The 19,490-nt window shown below is 73.0% G+C and carries 10 protein-coding genes and 1 pseudogene; 2 read left to right on the top strand and 9 right to left on the bottom strand.

The window, feature by feature from the left end; all coding sequences use genetic code 11:
- Positions 1–18 precede the first annotated feature (18 nt).
- The 3 genes and pseudogenes from AC4H2S_RS18030 to AC4H2S_RS18020 form a co-directional block, all read right to left on the bottom strand.
- Positions 19–960: pseudogene (locus AC4H2S_RS18030) on the bottom strand (aldose epimerase family protein); the annotation flags it as partial.
- Positions 961–1,363: 403 nt separating this feature from the next.
- Positions 1,364–2,062 (bottom strand): GAF and ANTAR domain-containing protein, encoded by a 699-nt coding sequence (locus AC4H2S_RS18025; RefSeq protein WP_491498354.1) that lies wholly within the window; start codon positions 2,060–2,062, stop codon positions 1,364–1,366.
- A gap of 105 nt (positions 2,063–2,167) precedes the next feature.
- On the bottom strand, positions 2,168–3,187 hold the full coding sequence (locus AC4H2S_RS18020) for a hypothetical protein (RefSeq protein ID WP_491498353.1): 1,020 nt from the start codon (positions 3,185–3,187) through the stop codon (positions 2,168–2,170).
- A gap of 64 nt (positions 3,188–3,251) precedes the next feature.
- Here AC4H2S_RS18020 and AC4H2S_RS18015 point away from each other — a divergent pair, with 64 nt between their 5' ends.
- Entirely contained in the window at positions 3,252–3,893 is a 642-nt protein-coding gene (locus tag AC4H2S_RS18015; RefSeq protein WP_491498352.1) for a TetR/AcrR family transcriptional regulator, read from the top strand.
- Here the strand turns inward: AC4H2S_RS18015 and AC4H2S_RS18010 are convergent.
- From AC4H2S_RS18010 to AC4H2S_RS18000, 3 genes are all read right to left on the bottom strand, one after another.
- Positions 3,838–4,158, bottom strand: coding sequence for a hypothetical protein (locus AC4H2S_RS18010; protein ID WP_491498351.1), 321 nt, complete (start codon positions 4,156–4,158; stop codon positions 3,838–3,840). The genes AC4H2S_RS18015 and AC4H2S_RS18010 overlap by 56 nt on opposite strands.
- 86 nt (positions 4,159–4,244) lie before the next feature.
- A complete protein-coding gene (locus tag AC4H2S_RS18005) occupies positions 4,245–6,176 on the bottom strand; it encodes a PKD domain-containing protein (RefSeq protein WP_491498350.1) in 1,932 nt (643 codons plus the stop codon).
- 163 nt (positions 6,177–6,339) lie between these two features.
- Positions 6,340–12,102 carry a LamG-like jellyroll fold domain-containing protein gene (locus AC4H2S_RS18000; protein ID WP_491498349.1) on the bottom strand — a complete coding sequence of 1,921 codons (5,763 nt, stop codon included), beginning with the start codon at positions 12,100–12,102 and terminating at the stop codon, positions 6,340–6,342.
- A 371-nt stretch (positions 12,103–12,473) separates the two neighbouring features.
- On the opposite strand from AC4H2S_RS18000, the gene AC4H2S_RS17995 reads away from it, so the two are divergent.
- Positions 12,474–12,701, top strand: a complete 228-nt coding sequence (locus tag AC4H2S_RS17995) for a tautomerase family protein (RefSeq protein ID WP_491498348.1) — start codon at positions 12,474–12,476, stop codon at positions 12,699–12,701.
- A 99-nt stretch (positions 12,702–12,800) separates the two neighbouring features.
- Here the strand turns inward: AC4H2S_RS17995 and AC4H2S_RS17990 are convergent, their stop codons facing one another.
- The 3 genes from AC4H2S_RS17990 to AC4H2S_RS17980 all read right to left on the bottom strand — a co-directional run bounded on the left by AC4H2S_RS17990 (position 12,801) and on the right by AC4H2S_RS17980 (position 19,443).
- Positions 12,801–16,814, bottom strand: coding sequence for a LamG-like jellyroll fold domain-containing protein (locus AC4H2S_RS17990; RefSeq protein ID WP_491498347.1), 4,014 nt, complete (start codon positions 16,812–16,814; stop codon positions 12,801–12,803).
- Positions 16,815–16,979: 165 nt separating this feature from the next.
- Positions 16,980–17,759, bottom strand: a complete 780-nt coding sequence (locus AC4H2S_RS17985; protein ID WP_491498346.1) for an IclR family transcriptional regulator — start codon at positions 17,757–17,759, stop codon at positions 16,980–16,982.
- Between the two features lie 10 nt (positions 17,760–17,769).
- Positions 17,770–19,443, bottom strand: coding sequence for a copper resistance CopC/CopD family protein (locus AC4H2S_RS17980; protein WP_491498345.1), 1,674 nt, complete (start codon positions 19,441–19,443; stop codon positions 17,770–17,772).
- Between the last annotated feature and the right edge of the window lie 47 nt (positions 19,444–19,490).

Below are 19,490 nucleotides of genomic sequence, written 5' to 3'. Positions count from 1 at the left end.
TCGCAGCACGGCCGACGGCCACTCCGGCCGGTGGGGCGAGTCGGGGAACAGCTGTGGCTCGAGCGCGACGCCGTCCCCCTGGCGGTAGCGGCCGCCGCCGACCGAGCGGCGGGCGCCGTCGAGGACGTTGCCGGTGTAGACCTGCACGCCGGGCTGGTCGGTCCACACCTCGACGCTCGTACCGGTCGCCGGGGAGGCGAGCGCCGCGGCCCGGCGCAGCCCGGTGCCGCGCACGACGTAGTTGTGGTCGAGCCCCCGGGTGGCGACCATCTGGGGGTGCTCGGCCCGCAGGACCGGCCCGAGCACCGTCGGCCGGCGGAGGTCGAACGGGGTGCCGGCCACCGGGGCGTGGTCGCCGAGCGGGATCCCGGTGTCGTCCACCGGCGTGTAGGCGTCGGCCTCCACCAGCAGCTCGTGGCGGTCGATCGTCCCCGTCCCCTCGCCGTCGAGGTTGAAGTAGGCGTGGTTGGTCAGGTTGACGACGGTGGGGGCGTCGGTCGTCGCGTGCATCGTCACCCCCACCGCGTCGCCCTCGACGCGGTAGCGCACCCGCACCGTCACCGTGCCCGGGAAGCCCTGGTCGCCGTCGCGGCTCACCAGCGCGAGCACCGCCTCGTGGGTGTCGTGCGACTCCACGTCCCACGGGCGGACGTCGAACCCGTCGGGGCCGCCGTGCAGGCTGTTGCCGCGGTCGTGCGTGCGCACCTCGACGTCGCGGCCGTCCAGCGCGAACCGGCCCCCGGCGATCCGGTTGGCGTAGCGCCCGATGGTGCCCCCGACGTAGTCGCTGCTCGCGAGCCGCTCCTCGACGTCGGGGTGGCCGAGCACCACGTTGCGACGCTCACCGTCACCGCACCGCACCACCAGCCGGTGGACCGTGGCGCCCAGGGTGAGCACCTCCACGACGGGCCCGGGCTCGGCGCCGATCGTCAGCAGGCGCACCTCGCGCCCGTCGGGCATCCGGCCGAACACCCGGTCGCGCGTCCCCTCGCTCACGCCCCCATCCTCGGGCATCGCGCCCCGGCTCCGCCCGCGCGACCCGCGCGAGCCGACGGCCCCGCGGTCCGCTCCGCTCCCCCCTGGGGGTGGTTTGTGGGCAAAGCCCGGCGGCGCGCGCCGGCGCGACGTACGGTCGTTCGCGCATGGGGGGCCGGATCCGGGACCCCGCCGGGCCGGGGGGCTGGCGGGAACCGGGCACGGCACACCGCGTGCCGCGCCGGGGGATCGCGACGAGTTCGTCGGTTCGCCGGACAGCGCGGCGCGCGGCCCCTAGGCTGCCAGCGCCGGTCGCCCACCGCGGCGTCCGGCGCGGGCCCTGGCCGTCGGTGCCCCCGGCCGACCGAACGGCGAGTCCACCTCCCGGCTACGACTCGAGGTCGACCAGTCGCCGGGTGCGGGTGATGTCCGCCGCCACGTCGACGACCTTGCGGTTGGCGGTCATCGAGGCGCGCCGCAGGTAGTCGAACGCCTGGTCCGCGGTGATCTCGAGGCGCTCCATCAAGATCCCCTGCGCCTGCCCGATCACGAGCCGGTTGTGCATCGCGAGACCGAGCTGGTCGATCTGTCGCTCGGCCGCCGTGACCACCGCGAGCTGGGCGGCGAGCGCCTGCCCGATCGCGACGTCGTCGGCGTCGAAGCGCTTGCCGTCACGGGCGTAGAGGCTCAGCGCGCCGAACGACTGCTCGTCGGTGTAGACAAGCAGCGACATCATCGACCCCATCCCGAGCTCGGCGTGCACCCGCGGGGCCCACCGCGGCCAGCGCCGGTCCTGGTCGAGGGCGGTGCTGACGAGGGTGTTCTGGTCGCGCATCACGTCCAGGCACGGCCCCTCGCCGAGCTCGTGCTGCAGCTCGTTGGCGCGCTGCACCACGTCGTCGCTGCCGACGGTGGTGGTCAGGGCGCGCTCCCGGTTGATCGTCACGCCCGCGTGGTCGCACCGGGCCACGAGCGTGACGGCGGCGTCGACGGCGAGCTTGATGCGCGCGTCCTCGTCGGGCGCGGAGCGCAGTGCATGGGCGAGCTGGCTGAACTCGTTGATGCGCCTGCTGGCATCACTCACCATGGCTTCGATCACCTTGTGCGAACTCCGAACTGTGTCGACCAGATGATAGTCGCGGCACCGAGGGACGTCACCGGTACGCCCGAGCCGGCACGGGTGCCCCGCCCGTCAGGACAGCCGGAAGACGTGGACGACGTGGGAGGTGTCGACCAGCGTGTGCGGCGCGAACGCGTGGTAGGCCCACACGTGGACCCACGCGTTGCCGGTGCGCACCGTCAGGTAGGTCTTGAGCATCCCGGGAGCCAGGTAGGTGAGCACCACGAAGACCAGGGAGAGCAGGACCGACCGCGGCGAGTCCAGGACCGCCCAGGCGTCCCACACGTGCAGCGCCGCGTAGGTGAGCCCGCCGCACAGGACCGTCGCCGCGACCGACCCGGTGAGGCGCAGGAGGCGCGGGACCAGGATCGCGTAGAGAAAGACCATCGCCGGCAGCACCGTGCCGAGCAGGTAGAGCACGAACGTCAGGGCGGCTCCCCGCGCCAGGACGCCTGCCGGGAGGTCGAGGCTCTCCGGCTGGAGCACGACGACCTGGAAGCAGGTCTCGAGGGCGAGGACGACGGCGACCACCAGCAGGTCGTTGCGACGGTCCACCGACCTCAGGCCGAGCGACGTCGCGTCGTAGCGCCGCCGGAACCAGACGAGCGGGACGATCGCGTAGACGACGAGGTTGTAGGCCGCCCACGCGAGCACCTCGAGCCTCTCCACGTGGGCGTGGGTGCCGAACAGGGTCCCCGCGAGGTGCAGGCCGAACGGGCTCCAGCCCATCGCAGTGCCCAGCAGGTGGCCGCCACCCAGCGCGAGGGCGCCGTAGCCGAGCAGGCCCAGGGTCTCCCGCCACGCCTGCGTGCGCTCCGGCGAGCGCTCGGCGACCCGGGGATCGGTGCGGCGGCGGGTCAGCCGCCTCACCACGAGCATCAGCACCAGCACCTCGGCGAGGGCCACGTTGGTCTCGACGAGGACGTCCCCCGTGGTCAGCCCGGCACGCACCGGCCAGTCGAACGGCAGCGACCCGGGCGCGGCGAGCCAGGCGTACGCGTTGGCCGCGAGCCACAGCACCGCCGCCACCACCAGCGCCCGGCGCGCCCGCGGCGTTGCGGACCTGGTGTCGGTCGTCGTGCTGAGGCTCATGGGGACCCCGGTTCTGTCACAGGTGTGATAGAAGCAAGCTAGCACACCTGTGATAGACAGAGCCGTGCCCCGAGTCGTCGACCGCGAGGACCGCCGCCGCCAGCTCGCCGCTGCGGTCTGGCGGGTCGTCCGCGACGAGGGAGTGGAGCAGGCCTCGGTCCGCAACGTGGCACGGGAGGCCGGGTTGTCGACCGGGTCGCTGCGCCACTACTTCGCCAGCCAGTCCGACCTCCTGCGGTTCGCGATGCACCTGGTCATCGAGCGGCTGGAGGCCCGGGTGGCGGCGCTCGACCTGCCCGACGACCGCCTCGCGGCCGCGAAGACCGCGCTGGCCCAGCTGTTGCCGCTCGATCCGGAGCGGGCGGTCGAGAACGAGGTCTGGCTCGCCTTCTCGGTCAGGGCGATGGTCGACGACGACCTGCGGGCGCTGCGCGACGACGCCTTCGACCGGCTGCGGGCGGCGTGCCACCGGTGGGCCGGCGCGCTGCTCTCGGACGCCTCGCCGGAGGTCGTCGACCTCGAGGCCGAGAGGCTCTTCGCGCTCGTCGACGGGCTCGCGGTGCACGCCGCGCTGCGACCCGACGCCGCCTCCGTGTCGGGGATGCAGGCGGTGCTGGACCTGCACCTCGAGGCGCTCGCCCAGCGGGCGGTCAGTCCCCCGGGTTCTCCCCGCACGCCTCGTCGAGGTGACCGAAGGCCACGGTGACCCACGCGGGGGCGCCGTCCTCGTTGCCGTGCTCCGCGACGTGGTCGGCGGCGTCGGCGGCGTCGCCGAAGACCCGCTCGACCTCGGCGTCACCTCGTTCGGCGACGTCGTGGAGCACCTCCGCGGCCCGCCCCACGTCGCCCGCGGCCATCGCGTCCTCGACGGGCCCCCGCACCTCCGCGCACGCCTCTGTCATCGACAGCTCGTCGCCGCCGCACCCGGCCAGGGCGAGACCTGCGGCGAGCGCCAGTCCGAGCCGAACCATCAGCACCCCCCTCACCCTCGTCGAGCCGCGTCGCGAGCTCGCCCTCTCGAACGTACTGGACATCGGCGCCGGGAAGAGGCGGCGGCTCATCGGCCGACGCGGAACGTCCAGGTCGCGACGCGCCGGTTGCCGGCGGCGTCCACGACGACGAGTCGCGCGGTGTGCCGGCCGAGGGCGAGCGGGCGGCGCGGCGTCCACCGCACCTGCCCGCGCCGGGCGACGTGGCGCACCGGCGCGACCCGGGCGCCGTCGACCTGCAGCACGACGCGTCGTACGGACGAGTGGGCGTCGCGGATCTTGGCCCTCAGCGTCGGGGTGCGGTCGGTGGTCACCGACGGCCGCACGGCGCGGACGACGGGAGCGGTGCGATCGACGGTCCACTCGTGCGAGGCCGGGGTGGCGTCGGTGTTGCCGGCCGCGTCGCTCGCCCGCACCAGGAGCCGGTGCCGTCCCTGGCCCAGGCCGGTGAACCGGGCCGTGGCGGGGCACGCCTGCCACGCGCCACCGTCGAGGCTGCACGTGAAGGTGCTGCCCGCCTCGGTGCTCGACAGCGTGAACGTCGCGCGCTTGGCACGGACCACGCCCGCGGGCCCGCCGCTCACGGCGGTGTCGGGGGCCACGGTGTCGACCGGGGTCGGCCCGGGGGGCGCGGCCACGGTCACGGCCACGGTCGCGATGTCGGTGTTGCCGTGGCCGTCGGCGACCGTCAGCTTCGCGGTGTGGGTGCCGCCGGCGGTGTAGACGTGGTGCGGGTCGGTGCCGCGGCCGGTGCTGCCGTCGCCGAAGTCCCAGGCGTAGGTGAGTCCGGCGACGCTGGGCGCCAGGTCGACGCAGCCGATGCGGAGCGCGGGGTTGTCGGGGTCGTGGATGACGATCGAGACGGCCCGCTCGTTGGCGCGCTGGGGCTGGACGACCTCGACCAGCCCGCTGCGGCCCTGGGCGTCGGAGGTGAAGGGCAGCCAGATCTCGTTGTCCTCCTCGAAGGGAAGCGACTCGTCGAAGCGGAAGTGCGCGCCGGCGTTGTTGGACGAGCAGGCCTCCTCGTGCACGTGCACCATGTGCATGGCGCCGGCCTTGAGGCCGCTCACGTCGAGGGAGGTGGAGGTCGCGCCGCGCCGGCGCACCATCGTGGCGGTGCCGGTGAGACCGGGATAGCTGATCAGCCCACTGGCGAACGCCCGGAACGGCCCGCTGGTGCTCACCTCGGCGGAGAAGGCCACCGCCAGCGGCGCCGTCCCGGAGGCGGGGGCGGCCGTCGCGGCGAGCTGTGGCAGCCCGTGGTGCGCGTGGCCGTCCGTCACGGTGATGTCGACGCTGTCGGTCCCGGTGACTCCGTCGGCGTCGGTGGCGGCGAGCGTCGCGGTGTAGCGCCCGGGCGAGGCGTAGGAGTGCTGGTGCTCGGCACCGGCGCCGGTCGCGCCGTCACCGAAGTCCCACACGTAGGTGAGCTCGCCGTCGCCGGTGTGCTGGGCCGAGCCGCTGAAGGCGACGTCGAGCGGCGCCGGCCCGGTCGTCGGGGTCGCGCTCGCGTCGACCGTCGGCGCCTCGCCCCCGGGCTCCCCGGACTCGGTCACCACGACCGTGCCGGTCATCATCGTGCCGTGGATGGAGCAGGTGTAGGAGTAGGTGCCGGGCGCGGTGAACGTGTGCCGGACCGGGCCGTCCGGGTCGTCGGGTGTGCGGTACTCCTGCACCGGGGGCACCCAGGTGCCGGCGGGCGTGTCCACCGACGTCAGGTCGTGCTCCTGGCGGGCCGTCGGCCACTCGAAGCGCCACTCGACCGTGTCGCCGACCGCGATCGTGACCCGCGAGGTGCCGGTGTCGCGCGAGCGCCAGCTGTTGCCCTCGGCGTCGTCGACCGCGTCCACGATCCAGGTGCGCGCCGCCTGGCCCGCGCCCGGCGCGGACTGCAGGGGCGAGCCCGGGAGCGCGCCGGCCGCCACGAGGCCGGAGAGCACGAGGACGGCGGTCACGGCAGTCGTCACAGCGGCCCGCAGGGCCCGGCGTGAGGTGAGCATCACACGACGCTAGGGCGGTGGCGTGGGCACGGTCAAGAACCGCGTCCTACCATGTGAACGGACCAGCCAACACGTCCACACCTGTGGACGCCAGCGACGCCGTAACGGCCCCCGCGGGAGTCCCGCGGGGGCCGTTCACGTCTCGCACCGGGTGCGGCTCAGGTCAGCGGACCCAGAACCACTGCCGGACCTGGCTCCCCGAGGTGCTCGCGTCGCCCTTGTAGGTGACCGACACGTAGTGCCTGCCGACCTTGAGGTTGCGCGTCACCTTGAGGACGTAGCGGCCCTTGGCGTTGACCCGGGCCACCTTGACCAGACGACCGTCGATGCGGATCTGCACCTTGCCCCTGGCCGGGACGCCTCGCAGCGACGCGACCTTGGTGACCACCCTGAAGTCCTGCTTGTGGGTGAGCACCTCGGGCTTGATCTTCACCACGGTGCGCGAGCGCGCCTTGCGGGTCGGCCCCGCGTCGACGACCACGGTGACGTCGGCGGACGACGCACGGTGGCTGGCGTTGCCGGCGTAGCGCAGCGTCAGCACGTGCTGCCCGACCGGCAGGGACCGCGGCGGCAGCACCACGGTGCCACGGCCGCCCGCGACCGCTGCGGTCGCGACCAGGGCTCCGTCCTTGCGCAGCTCGAGCGTCCCGGACGCCGTCTCCGGCGAGACGGTGACCGACACCGAGCCGCTTGCGCCGTAGGTCACCGGCAGCGCCGCACCCGCGACCGCCGTGGTGGCCGGCCCGTCACCGGGCTGGCCCGGACCGCCGCCCGCCGCCTTCTTCACCGTGATGGTCACCGTCGTCGCCGCCGAGGTGGCGGTGCCGTCGCTGGCCCGGTAGGTGAAGACGTCGGTGCCGGAGAACCCGGCCCGCGGGGTGTAGGTGAACGACCCGTCGGCAGCCAGCACCACCGTGCCGTTGGCCGGCTGGGTGAGACCCGTCGCGCTCAGGCTGTCGCCGTCGGCGTCGGTGTCGTTGCCCAGCACGCCGGGCGCCGGGAGCACCAGCGGTGCGCCCTCGACCGCGTTGAACGCGTCGGGCTGCGCGACCGGAGCCCTGTTGACCGGCGGCACCTCGGCCTTCCGCACCGTGATGGTCACCGTCGTCGCCGACGACGACGCGATCCGGTCACTGACCTGATAGGTGAAGGTGTCGGTGCCCGAGAACCCCGCCCGCGGCGTGTAGGTGAACGACCCGTCGGCAGCCAGGACCACCGTGCCGTTGGCCGGCTGGGTGAGACCCGTCGCGATGAGGCTGTCCTCGTCCGCGTCGGTGTCGTTGCCCAGCACGCCGGGCGCCGCGACGGTGAGGGGGGTGCCCTCGTCGGTGCCGTAGTCATCCGCGCCACCGACCGGTGCCCGGTTGGGCGGCGGGCAGGTGGCGACCTCGGCGACCTGGTCGGCGTCGAGCTCGTAGCCGTAGATCCGGAAGTCGTCGACCAGCTCGGTCGGCTTCGGGTCGGGGTAGCTGGTGTTGCCGATGAAGTTGGCCGTCGTGCCACCCTCCCCGACGTCACCCATGTCCACCGGGATGGTGTTCTGCGCCATCAGCTCGCCGTCGAAGTAGATCCGGCCGGTCGTGCCGGGTCCGTCCGCGGACGGCCCCAGGGTGACCACGACGTGCGTCCACTCGTTGAGGGGAAGATCCCCCTCACCGGGCAGCTGGATGCGGTGGTCGAGTCCGTTGTCGACTCGCAACGTCGCCGCGAATCCCCGGTCCCCGCCCAAGGTCGAGGACTGGAGCAGCAGGTACTCCTGGGTGCTCTTGCCGATCTGGACGTGGGTGGTCCAGTTGGGCAGGGCAGTGGGTCGGATCCACGTGGACAGAGAGAACTCCGCGTCCATGCCGGCCGTGATGTTGTCGGGCAGGTTGACGTGGCCGGTGCCGTTGAGCGACACCGCACCGGCGCACTGCCCGGTCCCCCAGCCAGCGCCCTGCACGAGCGTCGCCGCTCCGACGGACGCGTCGATCCCCGAGTTGTGCACGGACGTGCCCTGTCCCTCGTCGAACCTGTAGTGGACGGGGATCCCCGCGGACGGCGGCGGCCGGGACACGACGTGGGTGGTGGAGGCCTGCGAGTCGCGCCAGCCCTCCCCGGCCACGAAGCGCACCTCGATCTGGCGCTGGCCCTGGCCCAGCGTGAGGGGCGGGAACGCCACCGCACCGTCGACGACGTCGACCGGCACGCCGATCCGGCCGCCGTCGACCCAGAGCTCGGCCTCGCCCTCGGGGTCGCCCGGGACCTCGTCGGTCACCGTCGCGGAGACCGTGAGCGGCTCGTTGAACGCGGAGGGCGACTCGGGCGTGACCGTGAGCGTGGTCGTGGTCTCGAGGGCGGTGCCCTCCTCGTGGAGCGACGTGACGTCTGCCTGGGTCAGCGTGGACTCGTAGAGCCGCACGTCGTCCATCAGCCCGTCGAACGACGGGTCGTCGACGTAGCCGTTGCGCCCCAGCCAGTTGTTGGCCGTGGGCCCGACGTCGCCCATGTCGATGGTGAGGTCGTCCTCGGACGCGATGACCTCGCCGTTGAGGTAGAGCGTGCCCGTCGCGCCCTCGCGGGTGAAGACCACGTGGTTCCACTGTCCCTGCACCACGTCGACCTCGTCGGGCGCCTGGACGCGCTCCTGGAGGTCCGAGCCCTTGGCCTTGAAGGTGGCCGCCAGGCCACGGTCGCCGCCGCTGGTGCGCATCTGGATCTGGAAGAAGCTGCCGGCGTCACCGAGCCCGTCGCCGATGTGGAACAGGTTGATCCAGTCGCCCATCGTGTCGGGGCGCACCCAGAACGAGGTGGTGAAGTCGTCCGCACCCTGCAGCAGGTTGTCGGGCAGGTCGGCGGTGTTGGCGTTGGGACCGCCCGGCAGGTCGAGGGCGCCACCGATGACGCCGTCGGCCGCCCACCCGGTCTCGCCGGTCAGCTCGGCCGACCCGACGGACTTGTCGGTGCCGGTGTTGGCCGCCGTGCGACCCTCCTGCTCCTCGAACTCGTAGTTGACCGCGACGTCTCCGGTGCCGGGGTCGACCGCGGTGATGACGAGGTTGTCGATCATCATCCCGGCGTCGCCGTCGCCCGCCTCGAGGCGGAGCGTCTCGGCGCGCTTGCCCGCGGTGAAGGTGCTCACCCAGGTGCCGTAGACGACGTCCTGCCCGTTGCCCTGCGAGGGCAGGTCGGTGCCGGCCGTCAGGGTGTGGTCGAGGGAGCCGATGGACACCCGCGCGTTGGCGGGACCGGCCGGGGCCGGGGACCTGCTGTCACGCGCGTAGCGCAGGTGGATGCGGTAGTCCCGCCCCGGGTCGAGGCCTTGGACGACCCGCGAGAGCGCGCCCGACTGGCCGAGGGCCAGGCTGTAGCCCACCTTGCCGAGAGCGCCCTGGCTGGCGTGCTGGGCGGGAACCAGCTGGACCTGGCTGTCGACGTTCCACGGGGCCATCCGGCCGCTGTCGGGGGCGATGTCGGCGATCGCGCCGGCGTTGCCCGGGAAGCGGGGGTACTCGAACATCTCGACGACCTGCGGGGTGCGCTGGTCCATCTTGACCGTGGGGTCGATGTCGAGGATCGAGGCGACCGACGGGGTGCCGTCCTCGTCGAAGACGAACACCATGTAGGCGCCCGGAGGGGCGTAGGTGGCGTCCACGGGCGAGGTGACGGTGATCCCGTCGGGGCCCTGGACGAAGTCGAGGTCCTGGAAGTTCTGGTCGTTGTTGAAGCTGTGGGTCACCGACCCGTTGCGGACCAGGGTCACCCGGGAGACCGAGGTGGAGGCCTCGATCTCGAAGGTGCCGTCGTAGCCGATCTTCTTCGGCGCGCTGGTGATCTCCGGGCGCTCGGCGAGCCCGTTGCCGTCGAACAGGTAGGCCGGGGAGTAGTACTCCACGTCCGTGTAGTTGCGCGGACCCGGAGCGCCGCCGCCGCCGATCATGACGCGGCCGTCGGGCAGGAGCAGCGCGGTGGAGTGGTAGAGCCGGGCGTGCTCGTAGGGCACCTCGATCGTGGTCCACTTCCCGGTGTCGGGGTTCCAGATCTCGGCGTTGGTGACGTAGCCGCCGTTCTCCGCGTTCTGCCGGCTGCCGCCGGTGACCAGGACGTCGCCGTCGGGCAGGATCGTCGAGTTGGCCCAGTGCCGCTGGTACTTCATCGGCTCGGTCGGCTCGATGACCGGGTTGGCGGTGCCGCCGGGAGTGGTCAGGTCGACGGTGAAGCCGGCACGGGCGCCGTCAGGGCCGCCGCCGTTGGCCCACCAGCCGCCACCGACCTGCAGGATCTTGCCGGGCCGGTACATCGCGGCCGTCGACGTGGCGCCGACCGGGTTGCCCTGGGCGCCCTGGTTGGCGATGTTCGCCGGGAGCTCGCTGATCAGCGTCAGCTCGCCGGTGCCGTCGTTGCCGTCGGGGTCGAGCTCGTACATCTGGGTGCCGGTGATGTTGAACAGCGTGCCCTTGCCGGGGGTCACGAAGGCCCTGGGGTACCACCAGCGGTTCTGGTGCCTGCCGTAGGCCGCCTCGCTCTTGGCACCGGTCAGCAGCTTCCAACTGGCGCCCTCGTCGGGGGTGTAGACCTCGGGGGTCAGCACACCCGGACCGCCGGGGCCGCCGCTCAGGCTTCCGCCCTGGACGACGACGGAGCCGTCGGGCATGGTCGTGCCGGTGGGGTACCACCGGGCGAAGTGCATCGGGGCCTCGTTCTGCAGGCCGTTGTTGGTGTCGTAGCTGGTGACGCCCATCGACCCGTCGTTGGGCGCGTTCTCGCCGAGGCCGTCATCGCCTCCGACGGTCAGTACCTTCTTGGTATGGGGGTTCTGCACCTGCATGGAGCAGAACAGGTCGGTGTAGGTGGCGTTCTCGATGATCCCGGCGCGCAGCTCGGCGCGGGTCATGTCCATGCTCCTCGGCTCGGCCGGGTCCCAGATGTCGATCTCGACCTGGCCGCCCTGGTAGATCGACTCGTCGCCGGTCCAGTCGAACGCGCCCGGCCCGCCCTGGCCGCCCTTGCTGCCGAAGGACTGCACCTTGCCGTCGGTGGTCAGCGCCATGTTGATGGGCATCAGCGGCCACGGCACGACGCCGCTCCACGAGCCCTCCTCGGACTTCACCGGCGGGGAGCAGTCGGCCTCGAGCAGGCCCGCCGCGTAGGCGAGGCCGTGCCTCATCTGCGTGCGGACGAACGGCTCGGCGTAGGAGGTCTCGGTGTGACCGAGCCCGGAGTACCACGAGCGGCCGGCGTCGATCTCCTGGCACCAGGTGATCGGGTGCGTGGTGCCCTGGCGACCCATGCCGTAGGAGAACTCGTCGGCCTCGAGCAGGGTGCGCACGTGCGGGGCGGGGTTGACCGTCCAGTCGTACCACTCGTCCTGGCGGTTGATCCTGGCCGGGAGGCCGGCGGTGAGCGGGTGCTCCTCGTCCTTCACGACGACGTCACCGGGCCGCACGCCGGGGTTCTCGGGGTGTCCCTCGGACATCGCGCCGACGAGGCGCAGGTAGAAGGGGTTGACGTCGTGCTCGCTCTGGCCCACCGACCAGCCGGTGTAGTGCATGCCGGTGAAGCCGCCACCGCCGCGGATGTACTCCTCGAGCGCGGCGCGCTGCTCGAGGTTGAACAGCACCCCGCCGGTCTGCATGAACGACACGGTGTCGACCGTGGCCAGGTTGGCGGTGTTGAACGCCGACGGGTCGTCCGTCGCCTGGATCTGCACCTCCTGGTCGTACTCCTCACCCAGGTCGTCCACGAGGTCGCGGATCGCCTGGACCCCCTCGTCCCACGACTCGTGGTATCCGGTCTTGTAGAACAACAGCACCCGGAGGACGCCGTCGTCCGCCGGGGCGGCGGCAGCTGCCGGCGCGGCGGAGACGGGTGGGGCGACGACGCCGGCGACCGCCAATGCGGCCGCGAGCGCCACCGCGGGGGTGAACGACTTGGGTATGGACTTCACGCGTTGTGACGCTCGCGCGCGAAGGGAAGGGCGATGCTTCATCTCGGGATCCCTCGGCTTGGCTCGGATGACGCGAGGGCAGGCGTCGCTGCGCCGCGCTCGTGGGCCGAACGTATGACCGTCGTCACACAGAGTCAAGAAATCCGTCCAGCATTCTGGACGATCTGGACCAGTTGTCCACGTACATGGACGATCAGCCGATTTCGCCGCGCCTGAGGCCCGAAACCGTGCGCATCGTCCGACCGGCGACCGCCCGTCGGACAGCGGTTGTGTCCGTCGTCACTGGTTCCATATGCTGACATCCGTTCACACATCCGACCTGAGTCGTCACCGTCGTCTGCCGTGCAGGCGGCCCGATCGAAGGAACCTCCATGCCCAACATCACCGTCGAGCTGCTCCGCGGCCGCACCATCGAGCAGCGCCGCGCCTTCGCCGAGGCCGTCGCCGACAGCGCGGTCGAGATCCTCGGTGCGCGCCGCCAGGACGTCCGCATGGTCTTCAGCGAGATCACCCCCGACATCGTCGCCAACGGCGGCGTGCTGGCGAGCGAGGACCAGTCGCGGGCCGGCGTGGTGGCCGCCCTCGACGAGAAGGGCTGAGCCCGCCCGGCTCGCGCGGCCGCGACCCGACACGACACCACGAGGGGCCCCGCCGGATCACTCCGGCGGGGCCCCTCGCGCGTGCGGCGTCGGCCCGGGTCAGCGCACGACCCGGATCCGCTGCCGGTCCCTGCTCCACTCGGTGGAGGCGTCACCGCCGTAGGTGACCGCGACCATGTGCCGCCCGACGTTGAGGTTGCGCCGGATCTTCACGACGTAGCGACCCCGGTCGTCGAGCCGGCCGACCTTGACCCGGCGGCCGTCGATGCGCACCTTGACCGTGCCCGTCGGCGGGGCGGCCTTGCCCAGCACCGTGCTGACCTGCACCACGACGCGGAAGTCCTGCTTCCACGACAGCCTCTTCGGCCTCACCTTCACGAGGGTCCGCGACGCCACCCTGGTGGCGGGCGTCGCCTCCACCAGGACCGTGACCTGTCCCGTGGACGCCCGGTGGGTCGCGTCGCCGCCGTAGTGCAGCGTCAGCGCGTGCTGGCCCACGGGCAGGGACCGCTGCGGCAGCACCACCGAGGCACGCCCGGCCGCGACGGTGCCGGTCGCGAGCACGTCACCGCCCCGACGCACCTCCACCAGTCCGGACGCCGTCTCCGGCGAGACCGTGACCGACAGCGCGCCGCTGGCGCCGTAGGTCACCGGCAGCGCCGCACCCGCGAGCGCCGTGGCGGTCAGCCCGTCGTCGTCAGGCAGGCCCGCACCGCCGCCCGCCGCCGGCTTCACCGTGATGCTCACCGTGGCGGGGGCCGAGGTGTCCTGGCCGTCGCTGGCGCGGTAGGTGAAGACGTCGGTGCCGGAGAACCCGGCCTGCGGGGTGTAGGTGAACGAGCCGTCCTCGTCCAGCACGACAGTGCCGTGCGCCGGCTGAGTGGCGTCGATCGCCGTCAGCTCATCGCCGTCCGCGTCGGAGTCGTTGCCCAGCACGCCCGGCGCCGGCAGCAGCAGCGGCGCACCCTCCACCGCGTCGAACGCGTCCGACTGCGCCACCGGGGCCGCGTTGACCCGGATGGTCACCGTCGCCGGCTCCGAGTCGGCGACGCCGTCGGTGGCCCGGTAGGTGAAGGTGTCGGTGCCGGCGAACCCGTCGCCCGGGGTGTAGGTGAACGAGCCGTCCTCGGCCAGGTCGACGGTGCCGCCGGCCGGCTGGGTGAGGCCCGTCGCGCTGACGTCGTTCCAGTCCGGGTCGGTGTCGTTGGCGAGCACGCCGGGGGCGTCCACGGTGAGGACCTGGCCCGCGCCGGTGGCGTAGGAGTCCTCCACCGCGACCGGTGCCGCGTTGGGCGGGGCGGCGGCGTGCAGGTCGGCGACCTGCTGGGCGCTCAGCTCGTAGCCGTAGAGGCGGAAGTCGTCGACGAGCTCAGCCGGGCGGGGGTCGTTCCAGCTGGTGTTGCCGATGAAGTTGGCCGTCGTGCCTCCCTCCGCCACGTCGCCGATGTCGACCGGGATGTTGTGGCGCGTGGCGGCGTCGACGAGCACGCCGTCGAGGTAGATCCGACCGGTGGTGCCTCCGCCCGACGGCGACGGGCCGAGGGTCACCACGACGTGGGTCCACTCGTTGAGCGGCAGGTCGTCCTCGCCGGGGAGCATGATGCGGTACTGCTCGCCCTCGTCGACGCGCAGCGTGGCCGCGAAGCCCCGGTCACCGTTCATGACCGACGACTGCAGCAGGAAGAAGTCCTCGGTGCTCTTGCCGAGCTGGACGTGCGTGGTCCAGTTGGGCAGGGCGGTCGGCCTGATCCAGGTCGACACCGTGATCTCCTCGTCCATGCCCGCCGTGATGTCGTCGGGCAGGTCGATGTGGCTCGAGCCGTCGACCGGTCCGGCCGGACCGCCGGGCAGGGAGACACCGTCGTCGTAGCGGCCCTCGGTCCACGTGGACGCACCGACCAGGGTCGCCGGACCGACGGACCGGTCCGTGCCGTAGTTGGCGGCCGACGTGCCCCGGCCCTCGTTGAAGGTGTAGTGGATCGGGGCGTCCGTGCTCACCACCGCCCGCCGCACGGTGTGGGTGGTGGTGGCACGGGAGTCGCGCCAGCCCACGTCGCCGGTGAACCGGACCTGCACCTGGTGGGCACCCGCCGACAGGGTCAGCGCGGGGAACTGGGCGGCCCCGTCGTCGAGCTCGACCGGCGCTCCGACGCGGGCCCCGTCGACCCACAGCGCGGCCTCGCCCTGCGCCGCGTCGTCGTTCTCGTCGGTCACCGTCGCGGAGACCGTGAGCGGCTCGTCGACGAGGGACGGCGAGGCGGGGTCGACCGTGAGGGCGACCTCGGTGTCGAGGGCGGTGCCGTCGGCGTGGAGGGCGGCCACGTCCTCGTCGGTCAGCGCAGACTCGTAGAGCCGCACGTCGTCCATCAGCCCGTCGAACGACGGGTCGTCGACGTAGCCGTTGCGCCCCAGCCAGTTGTTGGCCGTGGGCCCGACGTCGCCCATGTCGATCGTCAGGTCGTTGCGGCTCGCGACCACCTCACCGTCGAGGTAGAGCGTCCCGCTCGCGCCGGAGCGGGCGAAGACGACGTGGTTCCACCGGCCCGCCACGACGTCGACCTCGTCGGGCGCCTGGACGCGCTCCTGGAGGTCCGAGCCCTTGGCCTTGAAGGTCGCCGCGATGCCACGGTCGCCGTTCTCGGTGCGCATCTGGATCTGGAAGAAGCTGCCGGCGTTGCCGAGCCCGTCACCGAGGTGGAACAGGTTGATCCAGTTGCCCATGGTGTCGGGGCGCACCCAGAACGAGGTGGTGAAGTCGTCCGCACCCTGCAGCAGGTTGTCGGGCAGGTCGGCGGTGTTGGCGTTGGGACCGCCCGGAAGGTCGAGCGCCCCGCCGTGCACGCCGTCGGCCGCCCACCCGGTGGCGCCGACCAGCGTGGCCGCCCCCACGGACGCATCGCTGCCGGTGTTGGCCGCCGTGCTGCCGGACTGCTCCTCGAACTCGTAGTGCACCGGCACCTCGGACGTGCCGGCGTCGGGCGCCACACCGTCCTTGATCTCGATGCCGCGGAAGTCGACCGCGTGGGACGCGCCCCGGTTCTCCAGCCCGATGAACCCGTTGGTGGCCAGGGGCTGCGCGCTGGCGTAGGTGTTGACCAGGGTGTCGTTGAGGAAGACGCGGACCTGCGAGCCGGTGAGCTGCACGAGGTAGGAGTTCCACTCGCCAGCCGGACGCTCCGCGGCTGCGACGGCGTCCTGGTCCGGAGCCTGCGCCGTGCCGCCCGTGGGCACGATCGCACCGGTGTCGGTGCCGATGGGGATCCTGATGCCGCCGACCGGGTCGGCGCCGGTCCGGCTCGTGGAGGCGAGGTAGACGCTCGACTCGTCGTCCGCGCCGTCGCGGCGCCAGTCGAGCCTCAGCGTGTAGGGCGCGGACTGCTGGGTGGTGAACCACTCCGCGCCACGACCGCGGATGGTGCGGATCGTGCAGTCGGTCTGGCGCCCGAAGCCGCCGGAGCCGGCCTTGCGCCAGCCGTCGAACGACTCGAAGGTGCCGTCGAAGAGGGCGCGGTAGCCGGGACGGACGGGGGTCCCCGCGCAGGGGTCAGGAGTGGTCCCGCCGACCTGGATGGCGTCGAAGTTGAGCCGGCAGAAGTCCACCGACCGGTCGCACTCCAGCGCCAGCGTGTTGGCACCCTCGTCGAGCGTCACCTCGGTCGACACGAAGTCCCAGGCCTCCCAGTCCTGGAGGCTGGTCATCGGGAACGCGAGCTGCTGGCGCGTGCCGTTGGTGCGCAGCCCCATCGACCGGGTGACGTTCTCGCCGGCGCCGAGCGGTCCGGCGGCGTAGCGCACGTGGACGGGGTAGACGCCCGCCTCGGGCACGGTCACCGTCATCGTCGAGGCCATCCCGGTCTCGCGGAACGTGTAGGACCCCTGGCCCGAGAAGTTGCCGTGGTCGCCGGAGTTGTAGGCCGGGCCGCCGCTGATCACGCCGTCCTCGACCTCGACCCAGGCGGCGACGTCGTCACCGGGCGCGGCAGCCGCCGCGGCGGGCGCCGCGGTGACGCTGCCGAGGCCGACGACCAGGCCCAGCGCGGCGAGGGCGGCGGTCGCCGGGCGGCGGATGGCCCGGAGCGGGCCGGGGCGGGCAGACCTGCGGAGAAGCTTCATCACGGATCCCTCGGGTTGGGCTCGGCTCGGCGCGAGGGCAGGCGTGCCAGGAGTGCCGGCGCTCGACGTGTGGGCCGACCGTATGACCGTGGTCACACAGAGTCAAGAAGTCCGTCCAGACTGGTGAACCATGTGGGTGATGTGTCCACGTATGTGTACCAGTGTCTAGACAGAGGGTACGTCGAGCGCGCGGTGGCCCAGGTCGAGCAGCGACCTCACGACGCGGGCCTCGCGCGAGCGGTCGAGGCGGGCGAGCGGCACGGCCACGCTGATGGCGTGGACCGGGGCGCCGGGAGGCGCGAGCGCCACGGCGAAGCACCGGATGCCGGGACAGACCTCCTGGCTCTCCACCGCGTAGCCGCGCACGGACGCCTGGTCGATGGCGGCCAGGACGGCCGCGCGGTCGGTGCGGGTGTGCTGGGTCATCTTCGCGATCGCGTCGGGCACCAGCGCCTCGCGCACCGCCGTGGGCCGGGTGGCCAGGACGGCCCGACCGAGCGAGGTGGACCAGGCCGGCAGGCGCCGCCCGACCGCCGAGGCCATCCGTACCGGGCGGGTCGACTCGCGCTTGTCGAGGCAGATCACGTGGGCGCCGTCCATCCGGCCGAGGTGCACGGTCTCCCCGGTCTCGGCGGCCAGCCGGTCCAGGAGCGGCGCCACGCGGGCGATCACGGGGTCGTCCTCGACGTAGGCCGCGCTCACCGCCACCGAGCGGAACCCCAGGCGGTAGGCGCCGCGGGCGTGGTCGAGCTCGAGCCAGCCGCGCTCGGTCATCGTCCTCAGCACCGCGTGCATGCTGCTCTTGGGGATGCCCATCCGCAGCGACAGCTCGGCCCGGGTGGCCGGGCCGTGCGCGGCGATGTCCTCGAGCAGGTCGAGGACGCGCGCGGCGGACTTGACCGGGGTCCCGCCCGTCGCGCCGGACCGGTCGTCGTGGGTGGTCATCTGGGCGCGATCACTCGTCGCCGACGCTGAAGGCGAACGTCTGCACGGGGTTGTCGAACTCGCTCACCCGCAACGACACCTGCACCCGCCAGGTGCCCGGCGCCGGCAGCACCACGTCGCCGGCGTACTCCCCCGGTGCGATCGACTCGAGGGCGATCTCGCCGAGGTCGATGTCGTCGGACTCGACGCGGATCTTCGGTGCGTCGAAGCCCTCGAAGGGCTCGCCTGCGGCGTCGCGCGTCGACACCGACACGGTGTTGGCCCCCGTGGCGAGCGGGTCGAGGGTCACCTCGACCTCGTGGTCGCCGAGCATGCCGGTCTGCACCCCCGGCTCCGCGGCGCCGGCCGAGTCGGCGCCCCGGCCGGCCTCCGGGTTGCGGTCGACCAGCATTCCGGTCACCAGCAGCAGCACGACGAGCAGGGCGGCCTCGGCCGCGGCGGCCCGGACCACGAGGCGCGTGCCCGAGCCGAGGTCGCCCGACGGCGTCGCGGCGCGCACGCGCGGCAGCACGGCGTACCTGTTCCACCCGGCGATGGCGACCACGAGCAGGGCCACGCCGATCTTGATCGCGAGCAGCCGGCCGTAGCCGGTGTCGAACAGCGCGGTGAGCGATCCCATGATCCGCCAGGCCAGCACCGTGCCGGAGACGACGAGGACGGCCAGCACGCCTGCGGCGACCGTCGAGAACCTGGCGAGCACCTCAGCCGCGACCGGGCCACGCCCGGCGAGCACGGGCAGCACCAGCACCAGGGCGACCAGCCCGCCGAGCCACACGCTGGCGGCGAGCAGGTGCAGCATGTCGACGCCCACCACGAGCGCCTCGGGCGAGGCCGCCCGGGTGTGCCCGGTCAGTGCCGGCGCGCAGGCGGCCACGACGGCGGCCGCCAGCGCGACCCGCCCGCGCGTGCGACCGGGCCCGGCGGCGCCCACCACCATCAGCGTCGCGAGCAGCACGCCCAGCGCCACGCAGGCCGCGACGACGTACTCGGTGCTCGCCATCGTCGACCACGCCGCGGACTCCATCAGCGAGTCGGCGCCGCCGCCGGACTGGTAGAGGGCGGTGAGCGGGAGCCCTGCCAGCCACGCCGCCGCGGTCAGCGGCGCGGCGACGCGCAGCACCCGGACCAGTCGTCGGCGTGCCCGCGTGTCGTCGTCGGCGGCAGGCAGCACCGCCGCGACGAACCACGCCAGCCCGACGCACAGCAGCAGGCCGACGTAGCCGAGCCACCGCGCGGCCGTGAGGGTCCGCGGCACGTCGTCGGTGGGGGTGGCGGCGGCCGGTGGCACCTGCACCGTCTCGCTCGCGGCGCCGATGGAGAAGCTGAGCGACCCGCTGACGGGGTGGCCGTCCTCGGAGATGACCCGCCACACCACCACGTAGGTGCCGTCGCCGACCTCCTGGTCGAGGCCCACCGTGAGCACCTTGCCCTTGACGGCCGAGGAGGAGGGCACCACGCCGCCCACGGCGTCGAACACCTGGACCCCGTCGGAGACCCCGGCGACCGCCTCGGTGAACGTGAACGCCATCTGCTCGGGGGCGGCGTCGAGCACGGCCCCCTCGGCGGGGTCGGTGCTCACCAGGTCGGCGTGGGCGCTCGCGGGAGCGCCCGCGCCGACCGCGAGGGCGACGACGAGCCCGGTGAGGAGCACGGCGACCAGCCGCGCGAGTCGCGGGAAGGACACCCGCCGCCCGTTCATGTGCGGCGGCGGTGGGGCACGAGGCTCGCGGC

The sequence above is a fragment of the Nocardioides sp. Z13_37 genome, from assembly GCF_058355585.1.
Note: the sequence above shows the minus strand (reverse complement) of the source record. Positions and strands in the feature narration are given on the sequence as shown.

What these genes read in the sequence shown, in the direction of transcription:
- AC4H2S_RS17985 (WP_491498346.1), bottom strand. Translation starts at nt 17,759, where the DNA reads ATGACCACCCACGACGACCGGTCCGGCGCGACGGGCGGGACCCCGGTC.
- AC4H2S_RS18010 (WP_491498351.1), bottom strand. Translation starts at nt 4,158, where the DNA reads ATGGTTCGGCTCGGACTGGCGCTCGCCGCAGGTCTCGCCCTGGCCGGG.
- AC4H2S_RS17995 (WP_491498348.1), top strand. Translation starts at nt 12,474, where the DNA reads ATGCCCAACATCACCGTCGAGCTGCTCCGCGGCCGCACCATCGAGCAG.
- AC4H2S_RS18005 (WP_491498350.1), bottom strand. Translation starts at nt 6,176, where the DNA reads ATGCTCACCTCACGCCGGGCCCTGCGGGCCGCTGTGACGACTGCCGTG.
- AC4H2S_RS18025 (WP_491498354.1), bottom strand. Translation starts at nt 2,062, where the DNA reads ATGGTGAGTGATGCCAGCAGGCGCATCAACGAGTTCAGCCAGCTCGCC.
- AC4H2S_RS18020 (WP_491498353.1), bottom strand. Translation starts at nt 3,187, where the DNA reads ATGAGCCTCAGCACGACGACCGACACCAGGTCCGCAACGCCGCGGGCG.
- AC4H2S_RS17990 (WP_491498347.1), bottom strand. Translation starts at nt 16,814, where the DNA reads ATGAAGCTTCTCCGCAGGTCTGCCCGCCCCGGCCCGCTCCGGGCCATC.